The sequence below is a fragment of the Achromobacter sp. LC458 genome (assembly GCF_001005835.2).
In the GTDB taxonomy this organism is placed as follows: Bacteria; Pseudomonadota; Gammaproteobacteria; order Burkholderiales; family Burkholderiaceae_B; genus Achromobacter; species Achromobacter spanius_B.
Window position 1 is genome coordinate 79204 of sequence record NZ_LBHW02000006.1, and the last position, 18158, is coordinate 97361.

The 18158-nt window shown below is 66.0% G+C and carries 15 protein-coding genes; 3 read left to right on the plus strand and 12 right to left on the minus strand.

Going from position 1 to position 18158, the window contains the following annotated elements; genetic code table 11:
* Positions 1-28 precede the first annotated feature (28 nt).
* Positions 29-1627 carry a methyl-accepting chemotaxis protein gene (locus tag YH64_RS07260; protein ID WP_046805578.1) on the plus strand — a complete coding sequence of 533 codons (1599 nt, stop codon included), beginning with the start codon at positions 29-31 and terminating at the stop codon, positions 1625-1627.
* A 54-nt stretch (positions 1628-1681) separates the two neighbouring features.
* Here the strand turns inward: YH64_RS07260 and YH64_RS07265 are convergent, their stop codons facing one another.
* The 8 genes from YH64_RS07265 to hutC all read right to left on the minus strand — a co-directional run bounded on the left by YH64_RS07265 (position 1682) and on the right by hutC (position 11572).
* Complete coding sequence (locus tag YH64_RS07265) at positions 1682-2434, minus strand: carbon-nitrogen hydrolase family protein (protein WP_255444178.1); 753 nt, start codon at positions 2432-2434, stop codon at positions 1682-1684.
* Between the two features lie 100 nt (positions 2435-2534).
* On the minus strand, positions 2535-3752 hold the full coding sequence (gene hutI / locus YH64_RS07270) for an imidazolonepropionase (RefSeq protein WP_046805576.1): 1218 nt from the start codon (positions 3750-3752) through the stop codon (positions 2535-2537).
* Positions 3753-3809: 57 nt separating this feature from the next.
* Entirely contained in the window at positions 3810-5216 is a 1407-nt protein-coding gene (locus tag YH64_RS07275; protein WP_143215279.1) for an amino acid permease, read from the minus strand.
* 128 nt (positions 5217-5344) lie between these two features.
* A complete protein-coding gene (gene hutH, locus YH64_RS07280) occupies positions 5345-6874 on the minus strand; it encodes a histidine ammonia-lyase (RefSeq protein WP_046805574.1) in 1530 nt (509 codons plus the stop codon).
* A 44-nt stretch (positions 6875-6918) separates the two neighbouring features.
* Positions 6919-8331: a cytosine permease gene (locus YH64_RS07285; protein ID WP_046805573.1), complete on the minus strand. Its 1413-nt coding sequence runs from the start codon at positions 8329-8331 to the stop codon at positions 6919-6921.
* Between the two features lie 96 nt (positions 8332-8427).
* Positions 8428-10107 carry a urocanate hydratase gene (gene hutU / locus YH64_RS07290; protein ID WP_046805572.1) on the minus strand — a complete coding sequence of 560 codons (1680 nt, stop codon included), beginning with the start codon at positions 10105-10107 and terminating at the stop codon, positions 8428-8430.
* Positions 10108-10223: 116 nt separating this feature from the next.
* A complete protein-coding gene (locus YH64_RS07295) occupies positions 10224-10832 on the minus strand; it encodes a HutD family protein (RefSeq protein ID WP_046805571.1) in 609 nt (202 codons plus the stop codon).
* Positions 10829-11572 (minus strand): histidine utilization repressor, encoded by a 744-nt coding sequence (gene hutC, locus YH64_RS07300; RefSeq protein WP_046805633.1) that lies wholly within the window; start codon positions 11570-11572, stop codon positions 10829-10831. Before hutC ends, YH64_RS07295 begins: the two co-directional genes overlap by 4 nt.
* A 128-nt stretch (positions 11573-11700) precedes the next feature.
* Between hutC and YH64_RS07305 the strand changes: the two genes are divergently transcribed.
* Both YH64_RS07305 and YH64_RS07310 read left to right on the plus strand, forming a co-directional pair.
* Complete coding sequence (locus YH64_RS07305; RefSeq protein ID WP_046805570.1) at positions 11701-11991, plus strand: metal/formaldehyde-sensitive transcriptional repressor; 291 nt, start codon at positions 11701-11703, stop codon at positions 11989-11991.
* A 27-nt stretch (positions 11992-12018) separates the two neighbouring features.
* Entirely contained in the window at positions 12019-13128 is a 1110-nt protein-coding gene (locus YH64_RS07310) for an S-(hydroxymethyl)glutathione dehydrogenase/class III alcohol dehydrogenase (protein WP_046805569.1), read from the plus strand.
* A gap of 24 nt (positions 13129-13152) precedes the next feature.
* Here YH64_RS07310 and YH64_RS07315 read toward each other — a convergent pair whose 3' ends face one another.
* From YH64_RS07315 to YH64_RS07330, 4 genes are all read right to left on the minus strand, one after another.
* Positions 13153-14295: a glycosyltransferase gene (locus YH64_RS07315; protein WP_046805568.1), complete on the minus strand. Its 1143-nt coding sequence runs from the start codon at positions 14293-14295 to the stop codon at positions 13153-13155.
* On the minus strand, positions 14292-15311 hold the full coding sequence (locus YH64_RS07320; protein WP_046805567.1) for a hypothetical protein: 1020 nt from the start codon (positions 15309-15311) through the stop codon (positions 14292-14294). Before YH64_RS07320 ends, YH64_RS07315 begins: the two co-directional genes overlap by 4 nt.
* Before the next feature lie 352 nt (positions 15312-15663).
* On the minus strand, positions 15664-16710 hold the full coding sequence (gene speB, locus YH64_RS07325; protein WP_185975341.1) for an agmatinase: 1047 nt from the start codon (positions 16708-16710) through the stop codon (positions 15664-15666).
* Positions 16711-16733: 23 nt separating this feature from the next.
* A complete protein-coding gene (locus tag YH64_RS07330) occupies positions 16734-18137 on the minus strand; it encodes a sodium:solute symporter (protein ID WP_046805566.1) in 1404 nt (467 codons plus the stop codon).
* Positions 18138-18158 lie beyond the last annotated feature (21 nt).

The window sequence follows — 18158 nt, forward strand, 5'->3', positions numbered from 1 at the left end:
AGCACTCGCTGTATTTGGGACGACACGCATGACACAGTTTTTGAAAGACATCACCATCCGGCGCCTCATCCTGTGCACCCTGCTTGCCATCAGTGCACTGGTCATCGGACTTTCAGCCATCAGCGTCAACGGGTTGCGCAGCGCCGGGGAAGCGCTTGCCGACAGTAGCGAACTGCTTCACGAAGTCTCAGCCCTGTCTCGGGTCAACGATCAAATCATGCGCGCACGGCTGCGGCTGTCCCGGCAACTGGAATACGCGGCCGAGGGCAAAACCGCCCAGGCGGCGGAAGAAGGGCGCAGCATCGACGCCGCGCTGGACGAAGCCCGCAAGCAGCAGGCCATCTTCATCGAACTTGCCCGCGACGACGCGCCCGCCGCCATCCTGCAACCCATGCAGGCCGGCTTCGACGCGCTGGTCAATGGCGGCATCGCCGTGCAGCGCCAACACCTGGAAGCCGGCGACGTCAAACGCGCACGCGAACATGCGGCCGGGGCCGTCGTGAGCGCCAGCCGCGCGTTCGGCAAAAGCATCGAAAACTATGAAGCCTACGCCAAGGACCGCGAAACGCAGCTGTGGGCAGACGCCGCCACCAAGCGGCGCCAGGCCTACACCGGCATGGGTATCGTCCTGGCGATCTGCCTGCTGTTGCTGGCCCTGGGCGACCGCTATGTGGTGATTTTCGTGCGGCGTCCCCTGGAAACCATCAAGGCGCACTTTCGCCGCATCGCCAGCGGCGACCTGACCACGCCGCTGGCACCCTACGGCCGCAACTGCGTGGGCCAGATCATCCCGTACCTGCAAGACATGCAGGAAAGCCTGGTGCGCACCGTGCATGCCGTGCGCGAAGGCGTGGTCGAGATCAACGCGGGTTCCAGCGAAATCGCCGCCGGCAACCAGGACCTGTCCAGCCGCACCGAACAGCAGGCGGCCTCGTTGGAACAAACCGCCGCCAGCATGGAGCAACTGCTGTCCACGGTGACCAGCAACGCCGAGAACGCGCGCCAGGCCAACCAGATGGCGGTTGTGGCCAGCCAGGTGGTGCAGCGCGGCGGCATGGCGGTGAAGGAAGCCGTGAGCACCATGCGCGAAATCGCGCAGGACTCGGGGCGCATCGAAGACATCGTCAGCGTGATCGACGGCATCGCCTTCCAGACCAACATCCTGGCGCTGAACGCCGCGGTCGAGGCCGCCCGCGCGGGCGAAGAGGGCAAGGGCTTCGCGGTGGTGGCGGCGGAAGTGCGGTCGCTGGCGCAGCGCAGCGCGGGCGCGGCCAAAGAGATCAAGCAATTGCTGTCGACCTCCAGCGCCACCGTGCAGGCGGGGTCCACCCAGGTCGAAACGGCCGGGCGCACCATGCAAGAAATCCTCGACACCATCGAGCGGCTGACGCTGCTGGTCAACGACATCGCCACCGCCTCGCAAGAGCAGGTGACCGGCATTGACCAGGTCAACACCGCCGTCAATCAGATGGACCAGGTGACGCAGCAAAATGCCGCGCTGGTCGAAGAAGCCGCGGCCGCCGCCACGTCGCTGGAAAACCAGGCGCAACGTTTGCAAGGCGCCGTCAGCGCGTTCCGGCTGCCGACCTTGATCGAAGACCGACGGCACATCGCCATCGCAGCCTGAGCGCGGCGCGGGACCGCGCGCAATCGCAACGGACCGGCTATTCCAGCGGACCGGCTATTCCTTCACGTAGCAGGGATACTGCGATTGCTGCGCCCGCGACCGCGCCGGGTCCACGTCGACGACCACGATCGACTCCGTATCGGTGGACTGCGCCAGCACTTCGCCGTCCGGCTGAAATGCAAACGCCCGGCCGCCGAACACCTGGCCCTGCGCCGTGCGCCCGGCCCGGTTCGAGCTGACCACATAGCAGCCCGACACCAACGCCGCCATCGCGCCGGCCGTCAGCCAGCGGCCGACGGACGCGCCGCTGGCGCGCGGCACCACGATCAATTCGGCCCCCTCGCGCCCGTAGCGGCGCGACCGTTCGTTGAACATCAATTCGGTGCACAGCTGCACGCCCAGGCGGATGCCGCCCACCTCGAACACCTGAAAGCCGTCCATCGCGGGGCGAAACCAGGTGGCTTCGAAGAACCCGGGCTCTTCTGGGAAGAACTGCTTGTGATGCAGCGCCGTGTAGCGCCCGCCCTGCAAGGCGAACGCTTCGTTGGCCAGACGGTCGCCGGCGGGCACGGGGCGTGACGAAACAACGGCGGGCACCTGCAACGCGGCCAGCGCGGTCAGCCCCGCTTCGTGCAGGCGCACCGACTCGGCGGCGCGCGCGGCGTCATAGGCAGCCGAGGCCGCCAGCCACGGGCCGAAAGGCATTTCATTGGTGACAAGCAGGTCCGGCGCCAGCTCGGCCACTCGGTCGGCGATGCCCGCCCACGTGGCGCTGTCCGGCATCAAGTCCACCGGCCCTTCCATCATGCATATCCGCATACGTTCCCCTGATGCACGGCGCGCCCGGAATCAGGCGCGACCGAACGACATCGTAAAACGCCAGGACCCGCCATGGTGCATCGACTGCTCAGTTCAGCGCCGCCACATCCACCACCGCGCCGTGGCGGATCACGCGCTTGGGCAAGTCACCGCCGATCCAGTACGCCAGCTCGGACGGGTGCGCCACGTCCCAGGCGACAAAGTCGGCCACCTTGCCCGCTTCCAACGAGCCATGCGTGACGTGCAGCCCCAGGGCCCGCGCCGCGTGCAACGTTGCGCCGGCCAGCGCTTCTTCGGGCGTCATCTTGAACAGCGTGCAGGCCATGCTCATCATCAGCCGCAATGACAACACGGGCGACGTGCCCGGGTTCAGGTCGGTGGAAATTGCCATCGGCACGCCATGGCGGCGCAGCAGATCCAGCGGCGGCAACTGCGTTTCGCGCAGCGCATAGAAAGCGCCGGGCAGCAGCACCGCCACCGTGCCGGACTGCGCCATGGCCAGCACATCGCTTTCCGTCAGGTACTCCAGATGGTCCGCCGACAAGGCCCCATAGCGCGCGGCCAGCGTTGCGCCGTGCAGCGACGACAATTGTTCGGCATGCAATTTGACGGGCAGGTCCAGGTGCACCGCCGCCTGGAACACGCGTTCAACCTGTTCCGGCGAAAACGCCAGATGCTCGCAGAAGGCATCGACGGCATCGATCAGCCCTTCGGCCGCCAATACCGGCAACATGCGCCGCGCGACCTCGTCGATGTAGTCGTCGGGCCGCCCGGCGAATTCGGGCGGCAAGGCATGCGCGGCCAGACAGGTGGCCTGCACGGTCATCGGCAGCATCTGCCCCAAACGCCGCGCCACGCGCAGCATCTTGCGTTCGTTGGGCAGGTCCAGCCCGTAGCCGGATTTCACTTCCAGCGTGGTGACGCCATCGCGCAGCAAGTGCAGCGCACGTTGCCGGGCGCTGGCGTACAGCGCGTCTTCGGATGCCTCGCGCGTGGCGCGCACGGTGCTGGCGATGCCGCCGCCCTGCGCCGCGATCCGCGCGTAGTCCACGCCTTGCAGGCGCTGCTCGAATTCCGTGCTGCGGTTGCCGCCAAAGACCAGATGCGTGTGGCAATCGATGAGCCCGGGCGTCACCCACGCCCCGCGCAGGTCATGTTCGTGCACCGCGTCAACCGGCGGCAACGCCGCCTCCTTGCCGATCCATTCGATGCGGTCGGCATGCGTCACGATGGCCGCGTGCTCAATCACGGAATAGGCCCCGTCCACCATCGTGGCGGCGTGGCAATGTCGCCAGACCTGTCTCATGCACTTCTCCTTAAAGCCGGCGCCGCGCCGCGCAATGCGGCGGGGCGCCGTGTTCGTTCAGTCGGACCCTTGCGGCACCGGCGCGGGAAGTCCACCGCCCGGGCCGCGCGGCAGCACCAGATAGCGGTACGCCACGCACAGCACCGCAATCCAGACCGCGCCTACGACCAGCGCCATCTGGGTACGCGGAAAGTATCCCAGCACGCCGATCACAAACACCAGGAACGCAATCGCCAGCAGGGGGCCAATCGGCCAGAACGGCACGGGAAACTTCAGCGCCGCGACCTCGTCGGGATTCATCTTGCGCCGCATCGCTACCTGCGACAACAGAATCATCAGCCAGACCCACACGGTGGCGAACGTGGCGATCGATGCGATCAGCACGAAGACGTCTTCGGGGATCAGATAGTTCAGCAACACGCCCAGCAGCAGCGCAACCGTCATGACCACCACCGTCATCCACGGCACGCCCGAGCCCGACACCGCCGCGAAGCCACGCGGCGCCTGCCCCTGCCGCGCCATGCCGTACAGCATGCGGCCCGCACCGAAGATGTCGCTGTTGATGGCCGACACCGCCGCCGAGATCACGACGATGTTCAGGATGGTGGCCGCCGACTTGATGCCCAGCCCGTCAAAGATCTGCACGAACGGGCTGCCCTGGCTGCCGATCTGCGTCCACGGAAAAATGGACATCAACACGAACAAGGTCAGCACGTAGAACAGCAGGATGCGCAGCGGCACGGCGTTGATGGCGCGCGGGATGGTGCGGCCGGGGTCCTTGGCTTCGCCCGCCGTGATGCCGATGATCTCGATGCCGCCAAACGCAAACACCACCACCGCCAGCGACGCAATCAGCCCGCCCACGCCATTGGGCATGAAGCCGCCGTGCTCCCACAGGTTATGCACACCCGTCGCCGCGCTTTCCACGTTCAGGCCAAAGCCGAACAGCATGATGCCCAGCCCACCGGCGATCATCGCGATGATGGCGCCCACCTTCAACAGCGACAACCAGAATTCCAGTTCGCCAAACACCTTGACCGAGCACAGGTTGATGGCGCCGATGAAGAACACGATGGACAGCACCCAGATCCAGCGGGGCACATCGGGATACCAGAAGCCCATGTACAGCCCGAACGCGGTGATGTCCGCCAGGCACACGATGATCATCTCGAACGCGTAGGTCCAGCCGGTCAGAAAGCCCGCCACCGGGCCCAGGTAGGCGGTGGCGTAGTGCCCGAAGGAGCCGGATACGGGGTCCTTCACGGCCATTTCGCCCAACGCGCGCATCACCATGTACACGGCCGCGCCGGCGATCAGGTACGCGATCAGCACCGACGGCCCGGCCTGCTCGATGGCCTTGGCCGACCCGTAGAACAGCCCCGTGCCGATGGCCGAGCCCAAGGCCATGAAGCGGATGTGCCTGGCGTTGAGTCCCCGTTTGAGATCCTGCTTTTGCGTTTGCATGTTGCGTCTCCGTCCTTGTTATAGGTATAGGCGTACAGGGTCAAACGCTGTGCGAGCGGCTTCTATGGACGCTTCGGCACAGCGCGGTGGTGGCGGCCCCGCGCAGGGCGCCGCAACGGTTGAAAAAATCAAAGGCTGGGCAGCAGCCCCGCCGGCATCAGCCCGTTCAGCACCTGCGCCGAGATCAAGCCGCTGGCGGCGGCGATATCGGGCGCGAAGAAGCGGTCTTCTTCGTAGTGCGGCACTTGCTCGCGCAGCACCCGGCGCGCCTGCTCCAGTTGCGGCGAGGTCTTGAGCCCTACACGGAAGTCCAGGCCCTGGCACGCGCCCAGCCATTCAATGGCCAGGATGTCGCGCACGTTTTCCGCCATTGCCCACAAACGCTTGCCGGCATTGGGCGCCATCGACACGTGGTCTTCCTGGTTGGCCGACGTGGGCATGCTGTCCACGCTGGCCGGATGCGCCAGCGCCTTGTTGTCGCTGGCCAGCGCGGCAGCCGTCACCTGCGCAATCATGAAGCCCGAGTTGACGCCGCCCTTGGCCACCAGGAACGGGGGCAATTGCGACATGTGCTTGTCCATCATCAGCGCAATGCGCCGTTCGGACAGCGCGCCGATTTCCGCCAGCGCCAGCGCCAGGTTGTCGGCCACCATCGCCACGGGTTCGGCATGGAAGTTGCCCCCGGAAATCACGTCACCCTGCGCCACGAACACCAGCGGGTTGTCCGACACGGCGTTCGATTCAATTTGCAGCACGTGCGCAGCGTGGCGGATCTGCGTCAGGCACGCGCCCATCACCTGCGGCTGGCAGCGCAACGAGTAGGGGTCCTGCACCTTTTCGCAATCGGCGTGCGAATGGCCGACCTCGCTGTCCTGGCCCAGCAGGTCGCGATACACGGCGGCCACCGCAATCTGGCCCGGCTGGCCGCGCGCGGCGTGGATGCGGGCGTCAAACGGCACGCGCGAGCCCAGCATGGCTTCCACGCTAAGGCTGCCGCACACCAACCCGGCCGCCATCATGTCTTCGGCTTCGAACAGGCCGCGCAGCGCATAGGCGGTGGACACCTGCGTGCCGTTCAACAGCGCCAGCCCTTCCTTGGCCGCCAGCGTCAGCGGCACCAGCCCGGCGCGCGCCAGCGCTTCTTGCGCGGGCAACCATTCGCCTTGATAGCGCGCGCGGCTTTCGCCAAGCAGCACGATGGACATATGCGCCAGCGGCGCCAGGTCGCCCGAGGCGCCCACCGAACCCTTCAGCGGAATGTGCGGATAGACGCCCGCGTTGACCATGGCGATCAGGCTGTCGATAACGTGGCGGCGGATGCCGGAATAGCCACGCGCCAGGCTGTTGATCTTCAGCACCATGATGAGGCGCACCATGGCGTCATCCAGGGGCTCGCCCACGCCCGCCGCATGCGAACGCACCAGCGAACTTTGCAGCGCCTGCAAGTCTTCGCGCGCGATCTTGGTGGACGCCAGCAGGCCAAAGCCCGTGTTGATGCCGTACACCGTGCGGCCTTCCGCAATCAGGCGTTCAACCGTGGCCACGCTGGCGTCGATGGCGTCGGCCGCGCCGGCATCCAGCGTCAGCCGTACGGGTTCGTGGTACACGCGCCGCAAGTCGGACAAAGTCAAATGACCGGGCTTCAAGTGCAAATCCATGGGGGTCTCCTACGCCGGTTGCCCGGCTTGATGCAATGTTGTTGTCAGACCGGACGTTGTGCCGGCTCGTGCGCCGCAAGCCGCGAATCGCGGCGGGCGAATAGGTAATAGAGAATGCTGGGTACGATCAGGCCGATGATCCACGACACATCCACGCCGCCCAGCCGTTCGACCATGGGGCCGGTATATAGCTTGGTTGAGATGAACGGCATCTGCACCAGCACGCCAAACGCGTACACCAGGATGCCGGGCAGGTTCCAACGCCCGTAGCGCCCGTTCGGGTCGGACAACGCGGCCACGTCGTAGCGGCCACGGTTGACGAAGTAGTAGTCCACCAGGTTCACCGCGCTCCAGGGCACGAAGAAGGCCAGCAGGAACAGGATGAAGGACTTGAACGCGTTCAAGAAAGAATGCTGGCCCACCAGCGCCACCGCCGTGGCCGCGCCCACGATCAGCACCACCGCCACCGCGCGCTGGCGCCGCGATATCTGCACATGCCCGCGAAAGCCGCTGACGATGGTCGCCATGCACATGAAGCTGCCGTAGGAATTCAGCGTCGAAATCGTGACCTTGCCGAAGGCGATGCTGAAGTACAGCAGCGCCGCCATCGTGCCCGTGCCGCCCAGCCCCACGATGTACGCGACTTCGCGCCCCGCGAATTGGCCGGCGGACATCGCGGCGGCCAACACGCCCAGCACCATGGCGATCTGCGCGCCCAACACCGACCCCAGGCCCACCGCCAGGAACGTCTTGACCGACGAGGTCGAAGCCGGCAGATAACGCGAATAGTCGGCCACGTAGGGGCCATAGGCGATCTGCCAGGACGCCGCCAGCGACACCGCCAACAGGAACGGCCCCCAGGCGAAATGCCGGATTTGCAGCAACTGCGCCACATCGCCCACGGCGACCACGCGGCTGAACAGGTACACGAACGCGATCAGCCCGAACACGGTGGCAACGCGCCCGATAAGGTGAATGACGCGGTAGCCGAACAGCGTGGCCACCACGATGACCGACGCAAAGACCAGGATGCCCACGGTATCGCTGACGCCGAACAACTGCCCCAGCGCCTGGCCGGACAGCACCGTGCCCGTGGCCGTGAAACCCAGGTACATCAAGCACACCAGCACAATCGGAATCGCGGCGCCGTAAACGCCGAACTGCACGCGGCTGGAGATCATCTGCGGCAAGCCCAGCTTGGGTCCTTGCGCCGCGTGCAGCGCCATCACGACACCGCCCAGCACCTGCCCGATAAACAGCCCGATCAAGGACCAGAACACGTCGCCGCCCAACACCACCGCCAACGCGCCGGTGACGATCGCGGTGATCTGAAGGTTGGCGCCCATCCACAGCGTGAACTGGCTGTAGAGCTTGCCGTGCCGTTCGGACGGCGGAATGTAGTCAATCGAACGCCGCTCGATGAGCGGCGCGGAACCGGCCTCGCTGTCTTGCGCCATCGCATTGCCTCGTGAGTGACGTGGGGCGGACCGATGCGGTCATGGCCCCACGCGGGTTGGCGGGATCGGGGGGGGTGCGGAAGGGTTGTGCCGCGCTTAGCGCTGGGCGTTGACCATGGGCAGGTTCAAACCCTGCTCTTTCGCGCAGTCGATGGCGATGTCGTAGCCGGCGTCGGCATGGCGCATCACGCCCGTGGCCGGGTCGTTGGTCAGCACGCGCGCAATGCGTTCGGCGGCCTCATCCGTGCCGTCGCACACGACGACCATGCCCGAATGCTGCGAGAACCCCATGCCCACGCCGCCGCCGTGATGCAGCGACACCCAGGTGGCGCCGCTGGCGGTGTTGAGCAAGGCGTTCAGCAGCGGCCAGTCGGACACGGCGTCCGAGCCGTCGCGCATGGATTCCGTTTCGCGGTTGGGGCTGGCGACGGACCCGGAATCCAGGTGATCGCGGCCGATGACGACGGGCGCCGACAGCTCGCCCGAACGCACCATTTCATTGAATGCCAGACCCAGCTTGGCGCGCTGGCCCAAGCCCACCCAGCAGATACGCGCCGGCAAGCCCTGGAAGCTGATGCGTTCGCGCGCCATCTCCAGCCAGCGGTGCAGGTGCGCGTCATCGGGTATCAGTTCCTTGACCTTGGCGTCCGTCCTGTAGATGTCTTGCGGGTCGCCCGACAGCGCGGCCCACCGGAAGGGGCCCACGCCACGGCAGAACAGCGGGCGGATATACGCGGGCACGAAACCGGGGAAGTCAAACGCGTCTGCCACGCCTTCTTCCTGTGCCATCTGGCGGATGTTGTTGCCGTAGTCGAAGGTGGGGATGCCCTGGCGCTTGAACGCCAGCATCGCCTGCACGTGCACGGCCATCGATTGCTTGGCGGCCTTGATGACGACGGCCGGTTCGCGCTTGGCGCGTTCGCGATATTCGGGCCACGTCCAGCCGGCCGGCAGATAGCCGTTCAGCGGATCGTGCGCACTGGTCTGGTCGGTGACCATGTCGGGCTTGACGCCGCGGCGCACCAGCTCGGGCAGCACGTCGGCGGCGTTGCCGCACAGCGCGATGGACACGGCGCGGCCTTGCTCGGTGTACGTCTTGATGCGCGCCAGCGCGTCATCCAGATCGGTGGCCTGCTCGTCCACGTAGCGGGTACGCAGACGGAAATCGATACTGGCCTGCTGGCATTCGATGTTGAGCGAACATGCGCCCGCCAGCGTGGCCGCCAGCGGCTGCGCGCCGCCCATGCCGCCCAGCCCGGCGGTCAGCACCCAGCGTCCGGCAAGATTGCCGCCGTAGTGCTGGCGGCCCGCCTCGACGAAGGTTTCGTACGTGCCCTGCACGATGCCCTGGCTGCCGATGTAGATCCAGCTGCCCGCCGTCATCTGGCCGTACATGGCCAGGCCCTTGGCGTCCAGTTCGTTGAAGTGTTCCCACGTGGCCCAATGCGGCACCAGGTTGGAGTTGGCGATCAGCACGCGCGGCGCGTTGGCGTGGGTCTTGAAGACGCCGACCGGCTTGCCCGACTGCACCAGCAACGTTTCATCGTCGTTCAGCTGCGTCAGCGATTCGACGATCTTGTCGTAGCAGTCCCAGTTGCGGGCGGCGCGGCCAATGCCGCCGTACACCACCAGTTCCTTTGGATTTTCAGCGACGTCCGGGTCCAGGTTGTTCATCAACATGCGCAGCGGCGCTTCGGTCAACCAGCTTTTGGCGGTCAGCTGGTTGCCACGCGGCGCGCGGATGACGACATCGCGATATCGATTCGATTGGTCCAAGACAGTCTCCTTGATCGGTTCTGCCGCGCGCGTACCCGCAGCGCGGCGATTGCCCGCATCATAGGATGCCTATGCTTGTATATACAAGATAGGACGAGACGAATTTTGGTAGGGGTTTACCCCCAATGAACTAAGGGATGCAGCTCGATCACGCAAGCGTTCACAGCGCCGTTGCCGGCAAGGCGATACGACGCCAGGGCTTGCCGCCCGTCCACATGCAGGCAGTCGTAGCGCGCAGGCAGCGCATGGTCGACCCCGTCCACGTTCAACGTCAGGGCGTCGCCCGCGTTCAGCACCAGCAGGCTGTGCGCATCGCTATGAAACGCCCATGGCCCGGCGCCGGACGCCCATTGCAGCCGAGCGTGATAACGCTGCGGCTTGTAGATCAGGTTGAAGTCGCGGATCGGCCCGTCCAGCAAACGGCACTGGACCTGCGCGTCTCCCAGGAACGCGTAAGGCTGATACGGCATCAGCGGCGCCTGTGCCTGGCCGTCAACAGTCAGTTCGATGCCGCTGCCTTCCAGCACGGTGATGATGCGCTGATAGCCCGCGAACGCCGAAAAACCGCCGTCTTGCGCGACGTCGGCAATCGACAGGCGCCAGTCGAACGCGGCGGTGCTGCCGCCAGGGTTGCACGCGACTTCCTGCGTGGTGCCGCCGCCGTTTTTCCACGGCATGCGCGGGTAGTCGGCAGCGCGATACAGGCGAACGTTGGGCGGATTCATGTGGTGAACTTGCCTTCCAGACGGTGGCGCGAGCCGGGGTGGATCAGCCGCGCCAGCGTCACCGCGCGGTCGCCGGACCACGTGCGGCGACGGATCAACAGGCACGGCTCGCTGCGTTCGATCTGCAACAGCTGGCATTCGCGCGGCTTGGCCAGGATGGCCTCTACGACGTGTTCGCCTTCGCTAAGCGGCGCCACGCGCGTCAGGTATTCGTACGGGGTGTGCTGCGTGAAGTCCTGTTTCAGGTAGTCCGGCGCCAACCGCACATTGACGTAGCGGTCTTCCAGTTGAATCGGCACGTCGTCCTCGAAATGCACGATGACCGAATGGAATACGGGTTGGCCCACGCGCAGGTCCAGCGCCAGCGCCTGCTCGGACCCGGCCGGCTCTTCGGCCAGGCGCACCACGCGGCTGTGGTGCCGATGGTTGCGCGCGGCAATCTCGTCCGCGATGTTGTTCACGGCAAACAAAGCCGAGCGCGCCTTGGGCTGCGCCACGAACGTGCCCACCCCCTGCATGCGCACCAGCAAGCCCTCGGCCGTCAGCTCGCGCAGCGCGCGGTTGATCGTCATGCGGCTAAATCCCAGCTCGTCGACCAGTTCGCTTTCCGAGGGCACCCGGTAGTGCGCGGGCCACGCGCCCGTGCGGATCTGCTGCGCAATCATCTGCTTGACCTGCGCATACAGCGGGGCGGGCAGGGCATTGGCCTGGACGGGTAGTCGGGGGGGAGAAGAAGCCACGGAATGATCCTGGAGTGGGCGCCACACGGCGGTGAAAAACGGCTTGTAGTATAGACAGGTACACATGTCTTGCGAATGACGGGGCGCTTTTCGTATACTCCCCCCCTGTATCGTTTTCGGAGCCTGCCGTGCCGCATTCGCCGGAAGAAAAAAAACGTGTCGTTACCCGCTTGCGCCGTATCCAGGGGCAGGCGTTAGCATTGGAACGCGCGGTCAACGAAGGCACGGAATGCGGCGCGCTGCTGCAACAGCTGGCCGCCTTGCGCGGTGCAGCCACCGGCCTGATGGCCGAGGTGCTGGAAAGCCATCTCCGGGAAACCTTCCTGCAATCCGCCCAGGGCGGGCCGCAACACGCCGGGATCGACGCCGAGGCCGAGGTCGACCAGCTGATGCGCATCGTCCGTTCCTATTTGAAGTAATCCCCCCGACATTCGTGGAGCAAAATTATGAAATCACGCGCAGCAGTCGCATTCGGACCCGGCAAGCCGCTGGAAATCGTTGAAATCGACGTCGCGCCCCCGCAGCGCGGCGAAGTGCTGGTGCAGATCACGCACACCGGCGTCTGCCACACCGACGCGTTCACGCTCAGCGGCGACGACCCCGAAGGCCTGTTCCCCGCCGTGCTGGGCCACGAAGGCGCGGGCGTGGTCGTGGAAGTGGGCGAAGGCGTGACGTCGCTGAAGCCGGGCGACCACGTCATTCCGCTCTACACGGCCGAATGCCGCGAATGCAAGTTCTGCCTGTCCGGCAAGACCAACCTGTGCCAGAAGGTGCGCGCCACCCAGGGCAAGGGCGTCATGCCCGACGGCACCTCGCGCTTCAGCTACGAAGGCAAGCCGCTGTACCACTACATGGGCTGCTCGACCTTCAGCGAATACACGGTCGTCAACGAGATCTCGCTGGCCAAGATCAACCCGGCCGCCCCGCATGAAAAGGTTTGCCTGTTGGGCTGCGGCGTGACCACCGGCCTGGGCGCCGTGCACAACACCGCGAAGGTCAAGGAAGGCGACACCGTCGCCGTGTTCGGTCTGGGCGGCATCGGCCTGGCCGTGATCCAGGGCGCGGTGCAGGCCAAGGCCGGCCGCATCATCGCCGTGGACACCAACCCGAACAAGTTCGTGCTGGCCAGCGCCATGGGCGCCACCGACTGCGTCAACCCGAAGGACTACGACAAGCCCATCCAGGACGTCATCGTCGAACTCACCGACGGCGGCGTGGACTTTTCGTTTGAATGTATCGGCAATGTGCACGTGATGCGCGCCGCGCTGGAATGCTGCCACAAAGGCTGGGGCGAAAGCATCATCATCGGCGTGGCCGGCGCCGGCCAGGAAATCAGCACGCGCCCGTTCCAGCTGGTCACGGGCCGCGTGTGGCGCGGATCGGCCTTCGGCGGCGTGAAGGGCCGCACGCAACTGCCGGGCATGGTCGAAGACGCCATGAGCGGCAAGATCGACCTGGACCCGTTCGTCACGCACACGCTGCCGCTGGACCGCATCAACGAAGCCTTCGACCTGATGCATGAAGGCAAGTCGATCCGCACCGTGATCCACTTCTAAGGATCACGCGGCAACGCCGGGGCGTCAGGACGTCAGTTCAAACTGGCGGTCGGACGCCCCGCGTTCTTGGTACACCTGCTCGGTCTGCCCCACGAAATGCGCCAGGGAAAACTCGCGCAACGCCGTGTTGCGCGCTTCCTCGCCCATCTTCGCGGCGATGGCGCGATCGTTCAAGAGGGTGGACACGGTGGCCAGCACGCTGCTGACGGAACCGGGCGGCACCACCCAGCCATTGCGCCCGTCGGTCACGTTCTCGGTCAGGCCGCCGACCTTGCTGACGATGACCGGCTTGCCCGCCGCCATCATTTCGCGGCACGCGAACGAGATCGTCTCCAGACGGGACGACAACACAAACCCCACATCCAGTGCCGCCAAGAAAGGCCGCACGTCATCGAGCAAGCCCGTGAACACGACTTGATGCGTCATGGCCAGGTCGGCCACGCGCTGGCGCTGTTCGTCGTCGGGTTCCTTGCCGGCAATCAGGATCACGACCTGATCGCGCTGATGCTCGGGCAGCAGCGACACTGCGGTCACCATGTCCAGCCAGTTCTTGTACACGGCGGTGCCGGCGTTGCTGCCGATCACCAGCCGGCGCTGCATGGCCTTGGGCAGCAGCGCGGCGCGCGCTTGGGCGACTTCGTCAGGGGTGGCCGGTCGATACTGAAGCGTATCCACGCCGTTGTGCACCACGCGCAGGTCTTCATCGCGAAACACCGAATCTTTCATCCGGCGAAACGTGTGGCCGCACACGCAGATGACGCGGTTGGTGCCCCACTTGGCGCGCATGCGCACACCCAGGCTGTTGGCGCTGCGATCGGTATGCTGCGTGTAGACAATGAACGGGCGCTTGGCGCCCATGCCCACCGTGGCCAGCATGCAAAGACGATGGTCGGCCGAGCCGTTCACGTGGATCACGTCGAACTGTTCGCGGCGCAGCAGCGCGCGCAGCCGCCGCAACGCGCTTAACTGCTGAAACGGGCGGCCCTTGAATTCCAGGTCAACGGAGTGCACGCCGGGCAAGGCGTGGGCTTCGGCCAGCAGGCGGCTGCCAAGCGGCGCGGCCACGGTAATCTGGGCGCGTTGGCGCAGCATGCGTGCCAGGGACATGACGTAGGTGGTGTGCCCGCCGCCATCGCCCTGGTGAAAGTTGGTGTACAGAATCTTCATCGTGATAGGCCCGAGAACCGTTGCGGGGAAGGCGGGGATTCCCCTTGTTTGAGCAAACAGCTCCAGTGGCGCTTTTCAAATACGTCCTCGCCCAGGCGGCTATTCAAGGACAGGTTGTAGACCTGGACGCCGTGCGCGCGCAGCAGGCGGCTGGCCTGGCGGAACGCCGGTTCGATATGTCCGGCAAACTGCCGGTCCAGCGCGGTGGCCAGCTGCGCGCCCGGGCTTTCGTAAAAGCGCGGGCCGGCCGTGGCGCTCAGGTCCAGGCCGTGCAGGTACAGCGTGCGCGCGCCCATCCAGGTCAGCAGTTGCAAGGCCGTGTAGGCCACCGTGCCGCCGCCGAACAGGCCGCGCGACGGGTTCAGGCTGAAGCCGTGCGCGTGCTGCGGGTGATGCGCGTCGAACAACACCAGCTCGGGGTCGCGCGCCAACCGCGCGGCAAGGGCATCGGGTTGCGCGCGCGGTTGCAGCGCACGCTGGTGCACTTCCTCGAACAGCGCAATGCGGCACCGAACCGCCTTGGCGTCGAACAAGTACGAAATCCACCGGTACACCTCGGGCGTGACAAATAGCAGCAGGTCCTGCGACAAGACCTCGGCAACCAAGTCGCGCCGGCGCTTCACAAAGCCCGCGTCCAGCATCGCGTAGTAATCGAAGCGCAACGAGGGATGCGCGCGCCGCAGCGCAATCGACCCGTTCACGCCCATCACGTTGCCCAGTCGGCAACGCGCATAGTCGATGTCAGCAATGGAAGGGCCGCTAAGGATCAGGTGGGCGTCGCCGGTGATGGCTCGCGGCACGTCGGCCAGGGGCAAGGTAGCCGGGCCTTGCACGCCGACCACGTTGCAGGACAGCAAGCGGTCGTGGTCGCGGGCATCGCGGCGTACTTTCACCAGCGGCCACAAGGTTTCGTTATGCCGATAGGCGCCGGCTCGCGTATAGCGGTAAAGATAGCGAAAGCCCTTGGTCAGCGGGCGCGACCGGAGCAAACGGGGAACGAGGGCAAATCGGGTCATGAACGGTGCCGCTGACAGCGCGGCGAAACCTTACGAGGCGCCGATTCTACGAGGGCGCCATGCCCGCCAACGCGTCCGAAACATTTGTGATGTAACAGCATGGCAGGCATTCGATCGCGCCCTTTTTTTGCGCGCGCGCCCCGTCGTCGTCGCCGTCCCATATCGCGAAACCCGCGCCAGTGCTGCCTCCCAGGGCATTGCTCGCGCGCGTGGCCCGCGCGCACCATTAGCGTGCATGTTTACCGTGACGAACGCACTATCGGGGGCACCGCGCCGCCGAGTGTGCGTTCGTACCTTCCATTACCTTTTGCGCCAAAGCGAAAGGGGAATGCAAGAAAGTTCGCGCGCGTCGTCAGCCCGCGTGGCGCACGCTGATCAGGCTCAGGATCTCGAACAGCATCTGCGCCCCCGCGTGCGCGGTGTTGGCCGTGGCGTCATAGGCGGGCGCCACTTCGACCACGTCGCCCCCGATGATGTCGATACCCGCCAGCGCCCGCAGGATCGCCTGCGCTTCGCGCACGGTCACGCCGCCCACCTCGGGCGTGCCCGTGCCGGGCGCAAACGCCGGGTCCAGGCAATCGATGTCGAACGAGACGTACACCGGCGTGTCGCCCACGACCTTGCGCGCCTGCGCGACCACGGCATCCACGCCCAGGCGGGCAATGTCTTCCGCGTGAATGACCGTCATGCCGGACTCGTACGAGAATTCCCAAAGGTATTCCGCGGCGCCACGGATGCCGATCTGGATGGTGCGCGTGGGGTCCAGCACGCCGTCCAGCACGGCTTGGCGGAACGGGCCACCGTGGTGAAAGCGGCTGCCGTCGAACGGGCCGCCCGTATCGCAATGCGCATCGAAGTGGATCAGCGAGACCGGCGCGCGTCGGCCCAGCGCACGCAGGATCGGCAGGGTAATGGAATGGTCGCCCCCCACCGAAACCGGAATGACCCCCGCCGCATGGATCTGGGCGTACGCGGTTTCGATATCTTCATGTGATTGCTCCAGGTTGAAGCGGCTGCGCATCGGCACATCGCCGATATCGGCCACGCGCAGGTCGTGCGTGGGCGTGCAGCGCAAGACGTGGTGGTAGGGGCCGACGCGTTCGATGGCGCGCAGCGCGCGCGGCCCAAAGCGGCAACCGCTGCGGTTGCTGGCGCCCAGGTCCATCGGCACGCCGGTCAGCGCCACTTGCAGGTCGCCGAAGTCGGGCGCTTGCCAGTCGATGGGGCGTGCCGGGGCGTCCAGCAAGGTAGGCATGCCCGCATAGGGCGCGCTGCGCGTGCCGCTGCCGTCGATGATGTTGACGGCCACTTCGCGAAAATGCGGGTCGTGGATGATGGCTTCGTTGGCGCCGCCAAAGCGGGCGCGCAGCGCCGCAAGGCGCTCCGGGGTAAAGCGCATGATGTGCTCCTGAAATAAAAGGTTCATTTGGCGTCGGCTCGCGGCACGGGTGTATCGCCCCACGGCGCGCCCGCCCGCCCCAGCAGGCTGATCAGCACAAAGCCGGCGGCGCTGGCCGCAAGCGCCGCGTAGACCGGTGTGTTGGCCGCCAGGCCGTCCTTGACCATGAACGCAATGGCCGCCGCGCAACCCAGCAGCATCCCCGCCATTGCGCCGGCGGTGGTGGCGCGGCGCCAGTAGATGGCACCCAGCAACGGCACCAGCATGCCGCCCACCAGCAGGTTGTACGCGCAGGTCAGGGCGCTCATGACGTCATCGACCACCAACGCCACGCCCAGCGCCGACAGCGCGGCCAGCAGCGTGATCAGCCGGTGCACGCGCACGTCGGTGAACGAGCGCCCGCCCCGCAGCGCCGGCAACAGGTCTTCGGCCAGCACGGTGGACGTGGCCAGCATGGCGGCGCTGGCCGTGGACATCATGGCCGCCAGCGCCGCGGCGATGACCAGGCCGCGTATGCCGTCCGGCAGGCCCGCCTGCACGATGGCGGCGAACGCGTGATTGACGTCGGGCAGATCGGGCAGCAGCACCTTCGCGGTCATGCCGATCACCGCGCCCACCAGGCCGTACACGATGCAGTACAACCCGGCGGCGGTGCCCGCCACGCGCGCCACGCGTTCGTCACGGGCAGTGAAGACGCGCTGCCAGATTTCCTGGCCGATCAGGATGCCCAGGAAATAGATGACGAAGTAGGTGATGATCGTGCCCCAGCCGATGTTCGTCAGGCTGAAACTGGCGGAGGGCAGCTGCGCCACCAGCTGGTCCCAGCCGCCCACCCGTATCAGGCAGATGGGCAGCAGCACGAACATCAGGCCCACCGTCTTGATGATGAATTGCACGATGTCGGTCAGGGTCAACGACCACATTCCGCCCAGCGTGGAATACACCGCGACCACGCCGCCGCCCACCACGACCGACACCCAGAACGGCAGGTCGAACAGCACCTGCATCACCGTGCCCATGGCGATGACGGACGTGGCCGCCAGCATCAGCGCATACGCCATCATGACCAGCGCGCTGACATGCTTGGCGCCCGCCGTGAAGCGCCGTTCAAGAATCTGCGTCACCGTGAAAATGCGCAGCTTCAGCAGGGGTTTGGCCAGCACCCGGTTCAGCACGATGATGCCCAGCCCCAGCGCCCCGCATAGCCAGAACCCCGAAATACCGTATTGATATCCCAGCCGCACCGTACCCACCGTGCTGGCCCCGCCCAGCACCGTGGCCGCCATGGTGCCCATGTACAAACCGGGCCCCAGGTTGCGGCCCGCCACCAGATAGTCTTCCTGGGTTTTTGCACGCCGCATGCCGTACCAGCCCAGCAGCAGCATGCCGCCCAGGTAGAGCATGACGACTCCTATGTCCAACGCCATTTTCAAGGTCTCCTTACCGCA

Bases quoted from the DNA above. Each gene is read 5' to 3' on its own strand.
- YH64_RS07310 (WP_046805569.1), top strand. From the start codon at position 12,019: ATGAAATCACGCGCAGCAGTCGCATTCGGACCCGGCAAGCCGCTGGAA.
- hutI (WP_046805576.1), bottom strand. From the start codon at position 3,752: ATGAGACAGGTCTGGCGACATTGCCACGCCGCCACGATGGTGGACGGG.
- YH64_RS07330 (WP_046805566.1), bottom strand. From the start codon at position 18,137: ATGGCGTTGGACATAGGAGTCGTCATGCTCTACCTGGGCGGCATGCTG.
- YH64_RS07265 (WP_255444178.1), bottom strand. From the start codon at position 2,434: ATGATGGAAGGGCCGGTGGACTTGATGCCGGACAGCGCCACGTGGGCG.
- YH64_RS07285 (WP_046805573.1), bottom strand. From the start codon at position 8,331: ATGGCGCAAGACAGCGAGGCCGGTTCCGCGCCGCTCATCGAGCGGCGT.
- YH64_RS07295 (WP_046805571.1), bottom strand. From the start codon at position 10,832: ATGAATCCGCCCAACGTTCGCCTGTATCGCGCTGCCGACTACCCGCGC.
- YH64_RS07275 (WP_143215279.1), bottom strand. From the start codon at position 5,216: ATGCAAACGCAAAAGCAGGATCTCAAACGGGGACTCAACGCCAGGCAC.
- YH64_RS07320 (WP_046805567.1), bottom strand. From the start codon at position 15,311: ATGACCCGATTTGCCCTCGTTCCCCGTTTGCTCCGGTCGCGCCCGCTG.
- speB (WP_185975341.1), bottom strand. From the start codon at position 16,710: ATGCGCTTTACCCCGGAGCGCCTTGCGGCGCTGCGCGCCCGCTTTGGC.
- hutH (WP_046805574.1), bottom strand. From the start codon at position 6,874: ATGGATTTGCACTTGAAGCCCGGTCATTTGACTTTGTCCGACTTGCGG.
- YH64_RS07315 (WP_046805568.1), bottom strand. From the start codon at position 14,295: ATGAAGATTCTGTACACCAACTTTCACCAGGGCGATGGCGGCGGGCAC.
- YH64_RS07260 (WP_046805578.1), top strand. From the start codon at position 29: ATGACACAGTTTTTGAAAGACATCACCATCCGGCGCCTCATCCTGTGC.